The sequence below is a fragment of the Acinetobacter sp. SH024 genome (genome assembly GCF_000163635.1).
GTDB lineage: Bacteria > Pseudomonadota > Gammaproteobacteria > Pseudomonadales > Moraxellaceae > Acinetobacter > Acinetobacter pittii.
In genome coordinates, this window is the sequence record NZ_GG753600.1 from 706,913 (window position 1) to 726,029 (window position 19,117).

Here is a 19,117-nt window from a genome sequence, read left to right on the forward strand (position 1 = left end):
AAATAAACATAGCAGATTCAACCAATCAATAAATTTAATTGTTTATATTTTATATAATTTGTCCTATATTCCTTAGCTTGAAAATTGATTCCTTTCATCTATATAGCTTCATCTTTTACCATTTTTTTACCGTTATTTACTGAATTTTATGTCAAAAAATCTAGCAACATTGATTGGTTTAAGCGCCATTTTCATGTGGGCATCTCTGGTCGGTCTGATGAAGCAAGTCAGTGCCGCCATTGGGCCTGAGCTAGGTGTTACGTTTATTTATTCTTTAAGTGCGCTACTGTTGCTTGCCATTTTCAAAGTTCCAGATTTTAAGCAGATCTCTAAAAAATACTTAATATTTGGCACAATTCTATTTGTCGCTTATGAGGTGTGCTTTTCATTTGCGATTGCTTATTCTCAGACAGCAAGACAAGCCATTGAAATTAGTATTGTTAACTATCTGTGGCCGAGTTTAACGGTTTTGGCTTTCGTTATTTTTAAAGAATTAAAGTTTAATTTTCTTATTATTCTCGGCTTACTTATTTCAATTTCTGGCATTATTTTTATTCAAACTGGAAGCGGTGATTTTAGTCTAAATAGTCTTGTCGATAATTTTCATAGCAACCCACTTAGCTATATTTTGGCATTTACAGGTGCCATCATTTGGGCTTTTTACTGTGTACTCACCAAAAAATTAAGTAATGGGCAAAATCCAATTTCCATTTTCTTTGTTGGTGTCGCGCTCACTCTCTGGCTCAAGCTGCTTGTCTCGGGGCACTTTGCCATCCCTTCAATGGATATTCCAGCTCTCCTCACCCTTTTAGTTGCTTCTGCTGCCATGGGTTTTGGTTATGCCGCTTGGAACATTGGCATCATTCATGGAAACATTACCGTGCTTGTGGTGGCCTCTTATTTCACCCCGATCATTTCGTCTATTTTGGCGATGTTTGTTTTACAAACTCAATTATCGATGAGCTTTTGGCAAGGAACAGCAATGGTGACGGCTGGTTCCTTTATTTGCTGGGTTTCAACCAACTGGTCTGTGATTCAGCCCTTCTTTAAAAAATTAAGAAAAGGCCAAAAAGCATTGTAGATGTACCAAAGTGAATTTTTTAAGTATGCGATAACTCCGACGAAGAAGAATTCCCCCATTGCCCAAAGCATGCTAACATCCAAATTCTGACAATTACCAATGTCAAAATAATTTCTAGAGGGAATAAGATGTTAAAAACTCAAAAAATCAACATCGTACAAGAATTTGATGCACCCGTAGACAAAGTCTTTGCAACCTTAAGTGAGCATGAAAACCTAAGTAAACTTTTCGCTCCTGCTAAAGTGACTCGCATTAGCAACGGAAAAGACGCTCGTAATGGTGTTGGCTCTGCGCGCAAAATGTCTATTCCATTGACCCCTTCATTTGTAGAAACCAATTTAGTCTACAAAGAAAATGAACTGATTGAATACGCAATTACGAGCGGGATTAGCCCAATTAAAGGTCACCGTGGTGTCATGAAATTTACTGACTTGGGAAATAATCGAACTCGTTTGGATTACACCATTAGCTTTAAAGGCCGCGTACCATTTATTGGCCCTATTATTAAAGCCGCTCTACAAAATGGTGTGAGTCGCGGACTTAAAAAACTTAAGTTTTAATCGACCAATATCTACAAAAAAGCCCAATCACGGGCTTTTTGTTTTAAGGTTTAAGTTGAATGCTCAGATAGCATAAATAAAAAGTAATCTAATAATTTATCTCGTTCATCTACGCTATTGGCACTTAACAGCTGAACCATTGCCCCATCAATTGCAAATAGAAACATGTGGGCATCTTTTATTGAAGCGGTAGTTTTTACAGTAAGGAGCAGCTTATAAAGCTCATTTATAAACCAGTTTCTATAAGCAACAACCACTCGATAAGCCGTTGCATAACACTTTTCAATTTCAAAAATTGCTTTAAATGGTAAACGGTAAAATCCTTCTAAATTGGCATGTAAAAAGTAAATTTGCTTGAGTTTATCGAACACCATAAGTTCGCTGTATGAATTGATAATTGAAAGGACTTTTACTTTGAGCGCATCCGTTTGAAAGGTTAAACACATCTCGATCAGTCGTGCTTTTGAATGAAAGATGTTATAGAAAGTCGCTTTGGGGATTTTGGCTTCAGCAATAATTCGGTCAACCCCGACCTTGTTAAATCCATCTTGATTAAATAAATCTTTTGCTGTGTGCAGCACTCGTAGTGCTCTAAATGAAGATTCTAAATTGTTCATATATACCGCTTAAAATAATTTTTTGTTGTATGTAAAAGAGATAGAAATGCCGTCACTCTTAAATTGAGTGCTAAAAACAGGCATACAAAAGCGGCACAAAATGGTGTGCTCGCCTATCTCTGGTTTATTGTTGCTATGATTTTTGAGTCGTAATGATGTTTAGGCGTAAAAACCTAGAGTCGTCAAAACCGATTTATAGAATGTTTAAACGGTATGAATAGAAAGAGTTTGGGAAAGGCCAAAAATTGAGAAGAATTAGTACGCATAGCGGACTCCTTTGGCTATAAAGAAGTTTCACCGCATTACTGCTAAATAATGGTGGTGAAACGAAAGAGGGTTAGCAGACTGGAGCCAAAGAATCCAGCACACCCGAGGGTGTCCCCCTTCCGTTCCACCGCAAAGGGGGCACACAGGGATTTCCACAAAAAAGTTAGACTTTTTCGTGTACTTTGGCTGATGGTCTGCTAAAACCAACTGGCAATGTAGGCCAGCCCGCAAAGGATAGTATCCGCTTTTGTTGTCGTCAAGCGTGGGAAATGACATTTGTTTTAAAATAGATCCTTAAAAAGAAAGAAATTAGCCATCGGAAATGGGCTTATATATTCATAGAAAAATAAGGATATACCTTTCTTGCTTTATTAATTTAGTAACTACATAGCAAACTATAGATTAGCTCTAGAGATGACTTATATATTTAATTTTAAGCATTAATCTTTGCAACATAATTAGAATAATAAATAAAATGGGATATGCTAAAAAAACTAGCCCTTGTTAGAGCTTCAATAAAATTATTTTTTTGTTCGCATCTCCCAGAATTTATCGCCCTCAAAATTAACATAGTCAGTTATAAAATATTCAAAGTTGACTGAACAATACCAATCTGAGCGATTATCAAAAGGTAAAGCGATAAGTACAACGCCATAATCCTTACTTTCAGGATCACACCTTAACAATAACAAATCTGAATCACCATAAAACTCACCAATTATCAAATCCCCCTTAGTGAAGTCTTTAGGCCTTAACTCTCTATAATATTTATTAGATGACTGTAACTCATCAATACTAAATATTCTCGCTCCCCATTGCCCATATTCCTCATCCTTGAATAAATCAGCCCCATTACTAACTAAGAGGAACTCCTTAAACTCTGTGGGTAATTGCAAATCGATATCATCAAATCTATCTGGTGAAATACCATTATTCAAAATACAACGAAACTGAAAAAAAGTTTTTTCTCCTCTATGAACAGCGTGCTTTAGTTCTTTACTCCAAAGAATCTCTATTTTTCTTAATGCTTCATTCACATTTTTCTCCAAAAAGAATTAAATTCTTGTTAAGGGTGTCCCTAAATTCTTCACAAGAATTTTTTGATCGCTTTTTAAGGCATCAACATTTTTAGCTGCCTTTAAATCCACACGTATTGATAATTCAATTAAAGCAGATGTTCTGTCATCCATAGTGGATGACAGAACATTCAACAGCTATATTCGCTGCTATATATTTCTTGTACAGAATAAAAATAAGGGGCTTCATCCCCTTATTTTTATCAATAAAAGTCTTTTTATATAAATATTACTTAGCTTTAAACAAGTTAAAAATTGGGTTAGAAATTTCTTGAGATTCACTCAAGTCATTACACCAATAATCCATGAAAGTGACTTTAACAAAAAACCGCTCAAATACAATTACTTTAATTGCTATACGAAACAAATTAAACTCTTGTGGATCGATTTGGTCTAAATAAACTTCTGAATGCCCCTCAAAATGATCAACTTTACTTTCTACATTTGACCATTCTGATTGCGCTAATGGGTAATTACTAGCTAATACTTGAAGTATGGATTCAGCATACTTCTGACGGCTCATTGTTTCTTGCTCTGGTCGATCCCACGCTCCAATAAATAGTTCCTTTTCTATAGGAGAGTCATATCCATCGGGTTTATAAAAAAACTCTATTTCACTTACCTCACCATGATTATAAACATCCTCAACACCATAACCAAGCGCTATAGGATCAAACATGCGTAATAACCATGCTTGAGACAATTGAACAATCCATTGATCGGTACCAAATTCCTTTATTCCCTTCAAATATGTATAAATATTTTCCGGCGGCACTTCTGCTTGCATATAAGCATCTGATATTAAATTAAAATGAGGCACACGGAAGACATCAGTATAATTAGTCTGCAAAGGAATATTAATTACATTATGTTCAGATAAGCCTTTTAAAACTCTATAATCCGTGTTTATTACATAAGCCTTTTCTGGTGACCAAAAGGCATCAGTACCCAAATGATGTTTAACTATTTCACGCTGTTCATCCACATGTTCTGTTTTTTCAAATATATCTTGTACTTGCTCAGTTAATTGAATGTAAACAGCATCATCTGATAACTTTTCTACTTTATACGCGGGGGTAGACAATAAACACTCTAAGCCAAATAAATCGACATAAGGTTTACCAAATACCGTTCCCCAATACATATCTGGTAACCAATGTTTTAGTTCATAGGAAAAAGGTGTTACCCCACGCCATCCTTCTTTAATTCCTAACTGTGGTTCCGAATGCCGATTTGCATCAATAATTGCTAAGTCCGCATTAAATTGTAAGGTAGTAGTTTTCAGATAATTTATCAATTTATGCTGATCAATTTGAGTAAACTCTGAGGTAAGATATTCCTCACTATGCGTCTCTCCATGCAGTGAAGGCCAAAAACTTCCTTGATAACGGGGCTTTTTTAAACGTTGGCACAATAATCGATCAGCAGCTCCCCCTCTGTCATTAGGAATCAGTTTTTCTATTATGTCAGGTGAAAATGGGATTTTTAATGGTTCCCAAAAACCATACTTTTCTGGAAGCATTTCTGGAAAGGAATTACAGTAGTGGTGTATCCGTTTAAAAAATTCTTGGGGATCTCTCAACATATTTGGAGTAAAAATTTTGCTATAAATAGGACGCTTAAACTTCATTTGATAATTTCCTAATATGAGTGGAGAGTATTTTTGATAGGATCAAATCTTTGAATTGTCCCCTTATTAGATAAAATACTATTCTTCACTGTTTCAGATATCTTTGTATTCATATTTACTACTAAAGTAACTGGTTTTCCTGTTGCCCCATACCCCCTGAGTTGCTGGGTATCTGTAAGATATTGGACATTCTTGAACTCAACTAATGTCCCACCATTACCGAATGCATCTGGAATAATATTAATCTGTCCATCTCTCTCAGTTTTTATGGTAATCATTTGTCGATCGGTATTTCGCTTTACCCCCAATTTACTTGCAGCACTCATTTCAAATTCTTTACCGTTTAATCGGTTTCTGGTAACTACGTCTTTTTTTACTTGTAAAACTTTTAAAGTATAAGCTTGATCTACTTTTAATTTATCCAATTCAGCTTGAGCAAGCTTTAATGATTCAGCCTTCCCCGGTTTTAAATCTGTTCCAATAATAAGGTCAAAAGCTGCTAAAGCTCTATCAAAAGGAGTACTGGCAGGACCAAAAACAGTTACCAAATCATCAGCTATTCCAACAAGCTCACTTACGCCTTGATCTTTAAGTTTTTGTACAAAAACCTTTGAATCGACTATACCCTTATTTGCTTTCTTAATATCACCATAAATTTCAGCTGCTTTTACTAATAGCTTACCTGTGGTAGTTGCTAATCTAACTAAGGAGTTATTCTGAATCGCAGTATCAGCACTGTTCGCAGCAGTGTTTACATCATAACCAGTATATGCTGCAACCGTTCCAGAAACTAATTTACCTATATTCCGGATTTTTAGTTTTTCTGCATCAGTATATTCAATACCATTGGCTGGTTCTGGCATTAACCCTGCAACTATTTCACCTACACCGGCACCAATCGCACCTGCCTCACAACTAGACTTCGTTGCAGCAGCAGCAGCACATCCAACAGCGGCGTGAGCAATTTTATGAATTGTATATTCAAATATATTCGGATCGACTTTATCTAAACTCGTTCCAATCTGACTAGCCAACTCTCCTTGTAAGGCCCCTGCTAAACCGGCTAGTAATGCAACTTGTAAATTATCGCCAAGATTCCCACCATTAATGGCAGTTTGTACTAAGGTGGATCCTACAGAAGTGGTAAAATTATTTACTAATCGGTCTGATAGGAGAGTACTGTCTGGTTTTAAATTTAGAGCAGTACCAACTTGACTTAATAAACCTGCTGTTACCACAGATGCAGCCAGATTTTTAATGGAATCTTTACTTCCCATCTCTTTTAGGGTCTTGCCAATATCCCCACCGTTATTAATCAGACCAATACTTGCCTGAGCAGCTAGACTCGTGACTGCTGCATTTGCCATTGCCCCTAATGTTGATGGAACAATTGCGCCTGCCGCTGTGGTAGTCACCCCAGCCGTACCAAGCATGCTTGCCCCAAGACCGACCGTAGTACCACTAGCAGCTGTTCCTCCTGCTGCTCCAGCCGCCGCTGCTGTACCAGTACCCATTGTCGCAATAGTGACGATGATGACAATTAAAGCCGCTCCTGCTCCAGTTAGACCTTGTGATTTATAATCCCAATCCTTTTGAGTAAGGAGGACCTTCTGCCAATCCACATCATTACGATTGACTAAATCTTTAAGGTAAGTATTTCCAGGTTGGTTTGCTAATTTTAAAATTTCATCCCGAAGTACTATTTTATTGGCATCTTTTTCACTTATCGGTATTTGTACGCTCAGCCCACCAGCAGCCTTAAATGTAGGCGCAACAGGTCCATTAAAATTTGGGAGTTTGGCTGTTTCTGTAATGGAGCCTTTATCTTGCATAGATTGCCAAACAACAGAATTACTTTCTTTCTTTAGTTTTGTCGAAATATTAGTAATAGCAGGCTCAATAAAGATTTTACCACCTGATTCAATTGTTGCGCCTTTTAAATATTCAAAATCAGTCCCTACTAATCGTGTATCAAAGCCTGATTTTGTACCGATATAATCAGCAACTAATTTCGTCGGTATTTGTGTTACTACATTATGAGTGGAATTTGTCTTTGAACTATTATATTTAATCCCCATTATTGATGATTTACTATTCACATCAATTGTTGTTTTTGAAGATTCAGGAGCTGTATAAAAATTCAAATTACCACCTGAACGAACTGAAATCATCCCTCCATTCGCTGTGAGCTTACCTCCATAAATATCTATACTATTTTGTGGATTTACTTCTTTACTTTCTATATAAATATTTTTTGCATCAATATCAACTGAAGCAGGTCTTATTAACTCGTTTTCCATTACAGTTGTTATTGTCTTTTTCTTTAATCCACCCCAAGATTTTTTCTTCTGTACCTTTGTTGACCGATCAAAAATTTGCTCGAGTGCTACATCAAACAGAATATTCTTTTTCGCTTCTATCTTTACTTGATTTTTAGCTGAAATACCCACTCCTTGAAGTACAAGATTATCACCTGCACTATTTCCTACTGTTTTTATATTTATATCAGCTCCTTCAATAGTAGTAGGGCTTACAAAAGAAATTGCTTTATAATTAGAATCTGTATCATTACCCTTGTCATAAAAGTCATTATGTCCAGCTATAATAATACTAGCATTCATATTTATAGGCTGGTTATTCTTGTTTAAAACCGTAGAATTATAAATTTTATCGCTTCCCCCTTGAGCTTCAATATTTACTTTTCCATCATATCCTGCCTGGATTGTTGCTCCAGTAATTTTTATTCCCTTTTTTGAAATAAGGTTAATAATTCCATCACCTAGACTTGTTCTAAGTACAGTTTCTGCATGTTCGAATCCATTTGTCCCATTTTCTAAAAATGTGGAGGCATCTTTTAGATCTGCTAATTCTTCTTGCATTTGACTAATTCTTGAAGCACTATATTTTTTTAAACTTTCAGTATTAGATAAGATCATTGTCAAATTAAAAATTTTTTCAAACAATTCAGAGCTATATTTTTTACTAGCATAATTATTAAAATTATTCTTAATTCCATCAATATTAATATCACCTGAACTAGAAAAAATATTTATATTTCGACCAGAAATAAAAGCCCCTTGAATATCTACTTTTTTTCCTTCTACGTGAATATCTCCTGTACCACTAATAGTAAAATTCCTCTCAGAACCATTACCTTTACTCCCCCCATATCCAAGTAAGGTTAAATCTCCATTTTTTGAAATTAACTCAATATTATTATCACCTTGAATTTTAATTTTTTCTGGATCCAATACAAGAGTATTATTTGTTTGAATTGAAAGATTTCCCTGTATCTTCTGTAATTGAGGATCACTTGCTAAAAATTTATCAGACTCTTGATTAGAAAATATATTCCTTGCTGAGTTTAGTTGAACATCCTTATTTATATTAAATGACCCATCAGTTTCAATATTGATTGCTCCTCCTTTAATGCTAGTAGAGTTAAGAGCTTGTGAGCCTTTACTTTTTAATGATAATAAACCAGCTGCTTTTAAATTAACTAAACTATAAGATTCCCAAATTGTAGATGTTACTGTAGGGCCCTGTTCACTATTCAAATAGATATTTTTTTGACTATTAAGCGCCATGTGTTTATCAGCATTCGCTTCTATATTTTGTAAAGTCAAATGATCTTTGGCGGAAAGCTCAATATTCCCTTTAGAGTTTAATTCGCTATTTGATAATGTCGTTTTACCCTCGCCATTAATAGATAAACCACCAACAGAAGTTGTTAAATTGGTGCTATCAATAACGATATCTGCTTTCTTATTCTGAATCTGTAAGGATTGTCCTTGTAAAACATTCTTTCTTACATTGTCATATCCACTATCACCACTAATCGTAACATCGGTATTCGCCTGTAAAGAAACACCATTACCAGCAACTAGTTGAATATCACCCTGTTCAGCAGTAATACGAGTAGATTTTAATTGTACATTCCCATCCCCAATTGACCCTAATGTAACCCCTTTATTACCATTAATGAAGGTCATATCAGTTGTTGCGCCATCTTGATCTGCCCAAGGAGCTGATTCTATTTCTTGCAGTGAATTTAAAACTAGATTTTTATTCGCAAGAATCGAAATTTTGCCAGCATTAGAATTGGCTTTGAGGCTATTGGCAGTAATCCCACCAGTTAAAGCTGAAATGTTGATATCATTTTGAGCATTTAATACATTATTTAGAAATAAATCAGTTGTTTCTGTGATCAGATTAATATCTTTTTGGGAGGTGAAATTCGTATTTAATGTTAATTGACCTGCTTGTAACTGGATACTATCTTTACTAGAGACCCTTTGAGCTGAAATACTTAAATTATTCTCGGCATCCAATGCAACTTTCCCTGTAATCTGGGGTAGAACTTTTGTTGCATTGTTCCAAACCAAGTTTCGTCCACTATGAGCATTAATGTTCTTGACTCGTGTTGCAGAATTTTCAAGTGCAAATCCAAGATTTTGTAAATTTACATCTCCTGAACTATATAAGTTTAAATCTTTACCCCCATAAATAGTCCCACCTCGAATATCAATTAAACCATCTGTATTTGAAGAATCTGCTTGTAGGTTTATTGAACCCAAGGATGCCTGTATCTGATTTTCGTTCAGTGAGAGCTTACCTTTTCCGGATACATTCAAATTTTGTGCTGCTATTAATTTTGCACCTTGAGCTGCAACTACATCTTTTTGCGACTGGATATAAGCAGAACCCCGATTACTGGTGATACCTGCATTAGTTGCCAGATTGATGTTCGCTGCATCAACATATACATCTCCACTCTGTGCATCATTAAAAATTCGACTATTTGTCGCTAAATTTAAATTCCCTTTGCTACTAATGATTAAAGGAGAAGCAGCCAAGCTACCATTATTAATAATAATTTCTTTAGCATTTACATTCAGGTTATTACCTGAATCAATATTTAACATGCTATTACTATTAATACTGCCTGATGAGTTGATATCTGCAACAGCACCAGTGCCTGTTGTTTGTAGACTCACTAAACCTTGGGTTTTACTGGTCGAACTGATAGTACCGCTATGCTCAATTTTCCCGGCACTGGTAATTACCAGATTGTTGACTGCCTGAAGTGTCCCCGCATTAGTAACGCCTAGGCCCTTTTCTGTACCCATCAAATAAATATTATTAGCATACATTCCACCCAGCGCTTTAACATCTACTGCCAATGTCGGTGCGGTTCCTGTGCCTGTTTTAGCAGTAACATCCTGTAAATCTGCACTGACATTATTTGCTCCGGCAATGACCTGAATATCATTTTTGGCACGTAGCTCAGCACTAAGCTCTAATGCACGGGTATAGAGGTCTACATAATTTGCATCATTATTATTTCCCCCCAAGCCAAATTTAGAATTAGGATTCGCTGAGACCGTAATTTTTCCTTGGTCAACTGTAAACTGCTTGATACTGCCATCGGCATTTAACTGAGGCTTACCCGTAGTAAAAATTGCCTTATTGGCATTAATAAAGCCACCACCTTTAATATTAATACCAGACGGGTTGGCAATAATCACATCTGCCATTTGCCCTGCAACTTCTAAGTTCCCCTCAAAGCGTGAAGCAGCTGTTGAATTTACCTCATTTAAAATAACTCGAGCTTCGCCTGTTGCTAAAAATGGGTTTGCTCCCACTGTCCCTACAGTTTTAGTGGTGGCTCCTGTTCGGCTATTATTTAAAACAGCGCCTTCAGCCAGAACATCAAACTGTTTGTAAATATTATGGGATATACCATTTTTAGGGGTCTGGATATTGACCACCGGAACTGTTGTGCCTGCTGAGTTCTTACCAGCACCAATGACAGCCCGATTCGCAGCATTCGCTGCGCTATCTGCAACAATAGCAGCATAGACCGGAGCAAATGGCACCAACAAGCTGATACTTGCCACCAATGCCTTAACGTGCCACAGTTGATGAAATGATTTTTCTTGCACCAGTGATTGCCCAGAGCTCACTATTTCTGAGGAGGTAGATTGTCCTGCCGCCTTGCTCTGGCTTCTAACATTCTCCGCAACAGCCATAAACATGTTACGAGCTTTGTTAAAAACAATTCGATAAAGATTTTTATTCATAAGTCAGTTTTCTCTAATTAAAATTAATTTTGTTTCTTAAGGAAACTTAATAAAAAGCATTTAGGCTAAATCCCAAAATCCAGTCTTTTTTTATATTTTTAGGTGCGATTAGGCCTCGCCCTGTAAAGGCATCAATATAAAAATGGTTGAGATAACTTCGTAGTCCTACGACACTTCCCATCAGATGACGCTGCCCAGCAATACTGTTCTCACCGTTCACCCATCCCTGATCTACAGCCATGTAAAATTGAGTATTAGGAATTTGTGTATTTACACTGATTTCCTGTTGTAAATACTGTCCGTTATCGCCTGATAGCATCAGTTCACCATCAAAACCTCGAACGCTATAACGACCACCGATATAAAAACGATCATTAGGTACTAAAACTCGTGGAGCATATTGTCCACGCCAGTTCAAACGGTATTGAGCAGGCGTATCTAAAAGCAAAAATGGCATTTGAAAACGTAAATCGGCACTCCATATCGGTGCACGGGAATACCCTTCTGACGGTAATGGATTTTTATCAATGTCCTTAATTTGTTCTTCTGGTGCTAACAACGCATCAAATGCGCCTGTGCCATGCCGATAATCCAAACCCGCATCTAATACAGCATCACCCAGATATTGGCGATGTTGTATCCCGGCATTCCAGCCTGAAGTTTTTCTACGTTGTACTTCGATTTCAATATCATCAATAAAGTTTGAATTTTGCTTATGGTAGAGCTTGCCATAGAGGCTGGTTTTATGTTGCCCACTTCGGCTAAGTACACGGGATACATTCAAATTACCCTGCTGACTTAAGCCGTGATAACGTAGTACACCATTTGCACCCAATACATTTTGCTCGTATTGATAACGGCTATAGCTAGTACTGAAATCATAATTTCCTAACGGAAGCTGATAACTTACAAAGTAGTTTTTATTTAAGTCTCGATGTAAGTTATCTAATGAATGACTAAAATTAAAAGAAAGAGAATCACTTAAATAGAATGGATTATTAATATTGAGTCCTAGACTACCTATATAACGACCTGTATCTTTACTCCCTGAATTATCCAGAGCAAAATTTAAATTGATTTTTGATTGTGGCTGTAACTTAATAATCAGATCACTATACCCTTTAGCTTCCTGAACAGACTCATTTGACGGCACAATTTGTATATCTACCGTATAAGCTCGTTTTAAGTTTTCGAGACCCTGATCAAGTTGTTGTAGATTAAGGACATCGCCTTCTTTAAATGGTAAAGATGCTTTAAGTTGTAATAAGGAGAGTTGCTCACCTTCTACGATGATCTTACGTAAACGCCCAATCTGCACACCAAGTCGCAAAGAACCTTGCTGAATATCTTGGGGGGCAACAGTAACCTGACTGGTAATAAAACCCTTTTTAATCAATTCATTTTGGGCGAAATTAACGAGGTTACGTAAGCTTTGCGTACCAATACACTTGCCAATAATCTTCTGCGGATGATTCCAGATTGCCCGAAGCATAAAGTGAAATTTATAGTGTTCAGGGTCCTGTAACGTCTTTCTATCAAAATCAATATTCTTGACTTTAACGCATGGCTCTTCCGAAACGACTATAGTTTTAAAATCCTGCAATTGGGTAGTGACAGGTTTAGGTACAAGCTGAGTGATTTGCTCTTCTAATTGTTGATTAAGCTCTTTTAAACGTTGTTCCTGACGTATACGATCTGGTAAAGAAATATCATCGATAGCATAAGCATGTGTAGCTAACCCATACAAAAGAAAAAAAGCGTGAGTAAAAAAAATTTTGTTTTGCATAAAATGTTATTTTTAATTTACCAAATGGATAAAAAATCAAACAAAAACTACATGAATCATTCACAATCAACAATAAATGTCATAAAAAATTCATAATTGAAACATTTTGGAAATTTTTTAAATATTTTTAATTTTTATTAATGTATATCTATAGTTTAAATATTTAGGAAACAATAGTTGTTCATTAAAATTAATTTATATCTTCTTTTATAAAGATATAAATTCAATTCTTTCATATTTTTAGAAGTATTTCATTTACTAGGCCAATTTTTATTATTAAAAAAAGAAGATTTAATAGGAGTTAAGCAATTTGAAATCACTCAACTCCTTAGAAATGCTTAATCAATCCATCAACTTTTTACGGCGATACAACCCACAATTCCCTGAAAATAGCGCTGCCAACAAACAGGTAATAATGGCGTAAGTGGCAACATTCATTCCAAATAGCTCAACAGCTAAAATAATAGATGTTAACGGTGCCTTACTCGCCCCAGAAAATAGACTCACCAAACCTAAGCCTGCAAGCAATGAAATTGGCAGGTTTAAAACTGCTCCTAAAGCATTCCCTAACGTCGCACCTACATAAAACAACGGCGTAATTTCACCGCCTTTAAAGCCTGAACCTAAAGTGATGGCAGTAAAAACAGTCTTGTTAAAAAAGTCGTAAAACTCAATCGGCACATAAAAAGATGAAATGATTTTATCTGTACCCAAACCGTTGTATTGCTGATGCGCAGTGAACAAGGTAAGTAGCATAATGACAATACCACCCGCCATCGTTCTTAATGGCAAATAACGCACATATTTATAAAAGACGTCACTCGCAAAATGAATGGCAGCAATAAAGAAACGTGCGACTAAACCAAAGATCAGACCTGCCACAATTAAGTTCATAAGCGTGCCAAAATGAATGGCCGGAAACTCACTAATCACATAGAAAATATGCGGATGAACAATATCAAATAGCTCAGGGATGGCCGATGCAATCAGCGCCGACACAAAACATGGAAAAATAGCTGAGTATCTTAAATTACCTAAAGCAGTAATTTCCAACCCATAGATTGCACCCGCTAGAGGCAAGCCAAACACCCCTGCAAAGCCTGCACCAATACTGGCGATTAAACAGATTTTTCGGTTGTCTTCCGAGATTTTTAATATATGGCTCAAGTGGTCAATTAAGGCACCCGAAAGCTGAACCGCTGGGGCCTCACGCCCTGCCGAACCACCAAACAACTGCGTTAAAATTGAGGTGATAAAAATGATGGGGCTCATTCGTTTTGGAATGAACGACTTCGGCTGGTGAATTTCATCAATCAGTAAATGAGTTCCCCGCTCAATCGGTGATCCATATTTTTTAATGAGATAGCCAATACCAAAACCCACAAAAGGTAAAAAGTAGATCAGCCAGTGATGCAGACTTCGAACTTTGTTTGAAATATCAAAAGCCACAAAAATTAAGGTCGAAGCTAGCCCTGCTACGACTCCAATCACGATCGAGATGACGAGCCAATAGACACTGTATTTTAGAATTTGATCATATTCAGATGAAGGTAGAATTTTCATTCGCTTTCTTCAATTCGCCTTTGAGTGAGTGCCAAATTCTCAAATTGTTTTTATGCTGCCAGCTCATTAAGTGAGAAATGCTTAAACTGGGCTAAAAATTAAAGCCCGCATAAGCGAGCTTTCAATACAGTGATTAATTTTCACATCACTAAACTGTGAGGAATATCTCATAATTAGTGCTAATTTTCAAGCTGAAAATGGTTAACGAGTACTGCGAAAAATAACGAACTAAGTGAATAAATAAGCATTCGATTTGACCCAATTAAACTGATGCTTAAGTGAGCCAAATCATTTATTCAAAACTTAATTAATACTCGCAATCACAGTTTCTGCATGACAGGTCGCGCCCTTCTCTGCGCCAATCTGAATAACGCCACTGCGGTGTGCCAGTACCTGTACTTCCATTTTCATGGCTTCCATAATGGCAACCACTTGGCCTTCTGTGACTTGCTCACCATTTTCGACTTTCCAAGCGCTAATCACACCATTAATTGGAGCAAGTAAATGCTCGGCACTTACTTCTGGCTCGGCAGTCTGCGCTTGAACTGCAGTTGCTGGGCCTTGTGCAAACATACCCGCAGGTAAACCTAAACGGTGTAATTTGCCATCAATTTCAATGTAGCTGAGCAGCATTGGCTGTTGATGGTTTGGAATGCCACGTTTGGTTGGCTTTAATTCTTGTTTAAAGTCGTTTTCAATCCAGCGCGTGTGTACATTAAATTCATCTGTAAAGTCAGGTTCATTAAGTACCGCGCGGTGAAAATCTAAAACCGAAGCTACGCCTTCAATTTTAAATTGTTTTAAAGCACGTTTAGCGCGAGCAATTGCAACTTCGCGGGTTGGACCAATCACAATTAGCTTTGCCATGAGTGAGTCAAAATGGCTAGACACTAATGACCCAGTGCGAACACCTGTGTCGACTCGTACACCGTTACCAAACGGCGCTTCAAATAAACTCAACACACCAAAGGCTGGAATAAAACCACGTGCTGGGTCTTCGGCATTGATACGAAACTCAATGGCATGGCCTTGTGCTTTTGGTGTTTCTTTAATAGAAAGCGCTTCACCTTGTGCAACACGAATTTGTTCCACCACCAAATCGACTTTCGACGTTTCTTCGGTAACAGGATGCTCAACTTGCAAACGAGTGTTTACTTCTAAGAATGAAAGCTTACCGTCACGACTCAGTAAATATTCAACTGTTCCCGCACCCACATAGTTTGCGGCCTGACAAATGTTTTTTGCCGAGCTTAAAATTTGCTGGTAAATCTCATCGCTAACAAATGGTGCTGGTGCTTCTTCGACTAATTTTTGGTTACGGCGTTGCAATGAACAATCACGTGTGCCAAGCACCACAATATTGCCATGTTGGTCTGCTATCACCTGCGCTTCTACATGGCGCGGTTTATCAAGATATTGCTCGACAAAACATTCACCACGACCAAAAGCAGCTTTTGCCTCTCGTACTGCCGACTCATAAAGCTCTTTCACTTCTTCGAGTTTCCACGCGACTTTTAAGCCACGCCCACCGCCACCGAATGCGGCTTTAATTGCAATTGGTAAACCATATTGTTTGGCAAACTCTAAAGCTTCATCTGCATTATTGAGTGGGTCTTGCGTACCCTGAACCAAGGGCGCACCAACCGAAGCTGCAATTTTACGTGCTTCGATTTTATCGCCTAGTTTTTCAATCGCACTTGGTGATGGCCCGACCCATTTTAAGCCTGCATCAATCACGGCTTGAGCAAACTCAGCACGTTCAGATAAAAAGCCGTAACCCGGATGCACCATAGTTGCTTTCGATTTCTTTGCAACTTCAATAATCGCAGGAATATTTAGGTAAGTCTCGATAGCAGTTGCACCAGCCAAGCCCCATGCTTCATCTGCAAGTTCGACATGCATGCTGCCAATATCGTCATCTGCATATAATGCGACCGATGAAATTCCCATGTCACGGCAGGCATGAATAATACGAACGGCAATTTCACCACGGTTAGCAATCAATAATTTTTCTGTATTCATCTTTCATTCTCAAAATCTGTAAATTCAGCAATTTTTTTAAATTTGATGCGGCAACCTGCCGGAATCTGTGCCACCAAATCCCAATGGTGTTTAGCAACAGAGCCAATGACTGGATATCCGCCCGTTAAAGGGTGATCATTCATAAACAAAACGGGTTGGCCACTCGGTGGAATCTGCAAAGCGCCAATGCAAGTGCCTTCACTTTCCAGTTCATGGGTAATTTTGCGAGTTAAAGGCTGTTCACCTGAAAGTCTTAGCCCGACTCGGTTGCTTTCATTTGTTACCAGCCACTCTTGCTGACAGAGTAGTTCAATACTGTCTTGTTCAAACCAGTCTGTACGTGGGCCCATCACAATATCTAGCTCAACGACTTCGCCAGCTCGCGGTAAGTCACTTTTGCCCACTTCATTTACGCTAGTATTGGCTGCCTTTACCTGCCCTTGGTAAATGGTATCTCCAAGTTTTAAAGGCTCTGGCCCTAACACTGCCAAGCTGTCAAATGAGGCACTATTGAGTACAGGTTCAACGTCTATGCCTCCACGAACAGCCAAATAATTTCTTAAGCCTGCTGTTGGTGGCTGAATTTGAAATTCATCGCCTTCATCCAAATCAATCGGTTGATAGCTTGCAAAGTCTGCGGTTTGACCATCCGCAAATTTCACACGAATGTTTGAGATGGCCCCAGCCACCGCAATAACACCTGCATGTTGCATCTTTGCTTTTAGACCGCCATTTAAAACTTCAATGACGGGTGTATTGGTTGGATTACCGACAATACGATTAGCACTGTGCATGGCAGATAAATCCATTGCACCCGCTACGCCAACCCCAATATTGGTCTGGTTTAAACGCCCTTCATCTTGAATAAGCATTTGTAAACTTGGCGCAGTGATCGTAAATAGTGGCACCGATTGTTTCGGCTCAACCGTACGCGTGATTTGCTGTGGTATATTTACGGTTGTCGGGCTATGCGTCACATCTTCAAAATGTACGGTCATACCCGGTAAAAGTAGTGCTGGATTTTTACGCTCTAAATCCCACATTTTTTCTGATGTAGTACCAATCAGCTGCCAACCACCCGGACTGTCTTTTGGGTAAATACCAGAGTATTTTCCAGCCAAGCCCAAAGAACCTGACGGTATTTTTTTACGCGGAACCGTTAAGCGCGGAATATCAGTAAAAGGCTTATCGGGACTGCTCATATAAGCAAAACCCGGTGCAAAACCAATAAAAGCCACATTCCATACGCTTTGGTGATGTTTTCTAATCACATCGGCAACAGATAAACCTTGCAACTCGGCAACCTGCGCAAGGTCTTCGCCGTTATAGCAAATCGGCACAATCACTTCTTGGTCGCTACGCTCAAATCCAGAATCAATTTTGAGACTCTGAATTGAAGCAACCAGCGTTTTAAAGTTGGTTTCGATCTCATTAAAGAAAACCAAAATTGTTTTTGCAGCGGGGACTAAGTCTTTAATTCCATTCAATTGCGTATTTTGCAATTTATTGTACAACGCCAAAGTTTCCTCTAAGCTCGCAAGCTCAATCAGGAAACAGTCGGCGTTTACCGATAAAAAACGCATTTGCTTATCCTTTTAATTCTTCTTTAGTCCAGTTAGTCAATCCAAGCACGGTCAGGAATGTCGGTAATAAACATGTAACCCGGCGCATGACTAATCGCAAAAGGAATTTTCGAGTTCATGACGGCAGCTTGCGGCGTTACTCCACACGCCCAAAACACTGGAATTTCACCCGCTTCAATACGAGAAGCATCGCCAAAGTCTGGCTTATTTACATCCTTAATGCCTAAGCTTTCAGGGTGACCAATATGTACAGGCGCGCCATGTACACTCGGCATACGTGCTGTAATTTTTACCGCTTCACTAATTTGATGCGATGGAATTGGTCGCATGGAAACCACCATATTTCCTGAAATACGGCCTGCTGGTTCGCACTGAATATTACTCAAATACATCGGCACATTGGTGTCATCATGAATGTGGCGAACTTCAATACCCGCTTCTTGCAAAGCTGTTTCGAATGAAAAACTACAGCCAATTAAGAATGTCACCAAATCAGGATGAGCGTTATAAATCTCTCTTGCATCGGTCACTTCATCGACCATTTCGCCATCTTTCCAAATGCGATAACGTGGGAAGTCAGTGCGGATGTCTGAGTCAGCTGCAAGCTTAGTTGCATAGATGCCTTCTTCGAGCACATCAAGCACTGGGCAGCTTTGCGGGTTACGGTGTGCATAGAGTAAAAAGTCATATGCCCACTCTTTTGGCACCGAAATCATGTTGACTTGCGTCATGCCCGCAGCCATGCCTGCTGTCGGTTTATCAAAACCTGCACGGATTTTTAAACGCGCCTCTAACGCGGCTTCAAGCTGAGCTGGGTCGACTTTAATATCCTTATACATGATGCTCATC

11 protein-coding genes are annotated in these 19,117 nt (G+C 38.2%); 2 read left to right on the top strand and 9 right to left on the bottom strand.

From position 1 onward, the window contains the following. Window positions 1–148: 148 nt before the first annotated feature. The gene (gene yddG, locus HMPREF0013_RS09215) at window positions 149–1,081 is read left to right on the top strand and encodes an aromatic amino acid DMT transporter YddG (RefSeq protein ID WP_002114502.1); all 933 of its coding nucleotides are present in this window, start codon (window positions 149–151) and stop codon (window positions 1,079–1,081) included. Window positions 1,082–1,209: 128 nt separating this feature from the next. Further along, window positions 1,210–1,641 carry an SRPBCC family protein gene (locus HMPREF0013_RS09220; RefSeq protein WP_002114206.1) on the top strand — a complete coding sequence of 144 codons (432 nt, stop codon included), beginning with the start codon at window positions 1,210–1,212 and terminating at the stop codon, window positions 1,639–1,641. 50 nt (window positions 1,642–1,691) lie between these two features. On the opposite strand, the gene HMPREF0013_RS09225 is transcribed toward HMPREF0013_RS09220, so the two are convergent. The 9 genes from HMPREF0013_RS09225 to HMPREF0013_RS09265 form a co-directional block, all read right to left on the bottom strand. After that, entirely contained in the window at window positions 1,692–2,258 is a 567-nt protein-coding gene (locus HMPREF0013_RS09225; protein WP_002114385.1) for a TetR/AcrR family transcriptional regulator, read from the bottom strand. Window positions 2,259–3,046: 788 nt separating this feature from the next. Next, the gene (locus HMPREF0013_RS09230; RefSeq protein WP_005070062.1) at window positions 3,047–3,562 is read right to left on the bottom strand and encodes an SMI1/KNR4 family protein; all 516 of its coding nucleotides are present in this window, start codon (window positions 3,560–3,562) and stop codon (window positions 3,047–3,049) included. Window positions 3,563–3,830: 268 nt separating this feature from the next. Then, window positions 3,831–5,231 (bottom strand): hypothetical protein, encoded by a 1,401-nt coding sequence (locus HMPREF0013_RS09235; RefSeq protein WP_002114038.1) that lies wholly within the window; start codon window positions 5,229–5,231, stop codon window positions 3,831–3,833. A gap of 11 nt (window positions 5,232–5,242) precedes the next feature. Next, on the bottom strand, window positions 5,243–11,314 hold the full coding sequence (locus HMPREF0013_RS09240) for a DUF637 domain-containing protein (RefSeq protein WP_005802541.1): 6,072 nt from the start codon (window positions 11,312–11,314) through the stop codon (window positions 5,243–5,245). A 46-nt stretch (window positions 11,315–11,360) separates the two neighbouring features. Next, complete coding sequence (locus HMPREF0013_RS09245) at window positions 11,361–13,100, bottom strand: ShlB/FhaC/HecB family hemolysin secretion/activation protein (protein WP_002122106.1); 1,740 nt, start codon at window positions 13,098–13,100, stop codon at window positions 11,361–11,363. 342 nt (window positions 13,101–13,442) lie between these two features. Next, complete coding sequence (locus tag HMPREF0013_RS09250) at window positions 13,443–14,663, bottom strand: chloride channel protein (protein ID WP_002163229.1); 1,221 nt, start codon at window positions 14,661–14,663, stop codon at window positions 13,443–13,445. Between the two features lie 303 nt (window positions 14,664–14,966). Beyond that, the gene (locus HMPREF0013_RS09255; RefSeq protein WP_002163233.1) at window positions 14,967–16,685 is read right to left on the bottom strand and encodes an acetyl/propionyl/methylcrotonyl-CoA carboxylase subunit alpha; all 1,719 of its coding nucleotides are present in this window, start codon (window positions 16,683–16,685) and stop codon (window positions 14,967–14,969) included. Further along, entirely contained in the window at window positions 16,682–18,268 is a 1,587-nt protein-coding gene (locus HMPREF0013_RS09260; protein ID WP_002163212.1) for an urea amidolyase family protein, read from the bottom strand. Before HMPREF0013_RS09260 ends, HMPREF0013_RS09255 begins: the two co-directional genes overlap by 4 nt. A 32-nt stretch (window positions 18,269–18,300) precedes the next feature. Then, window positions 18,301–19,116, bottom strand: coding sequence for a putative hydro-lyase (locus tag HMPREF0013_RS09265; RefSeq protein WP_005802547.1), 816 nt, complete (start codon window positions 19,114–19,116; stop codon window positions 18,301–18,303). Window position 19,117: the final 1 nt, after the last annotated feature.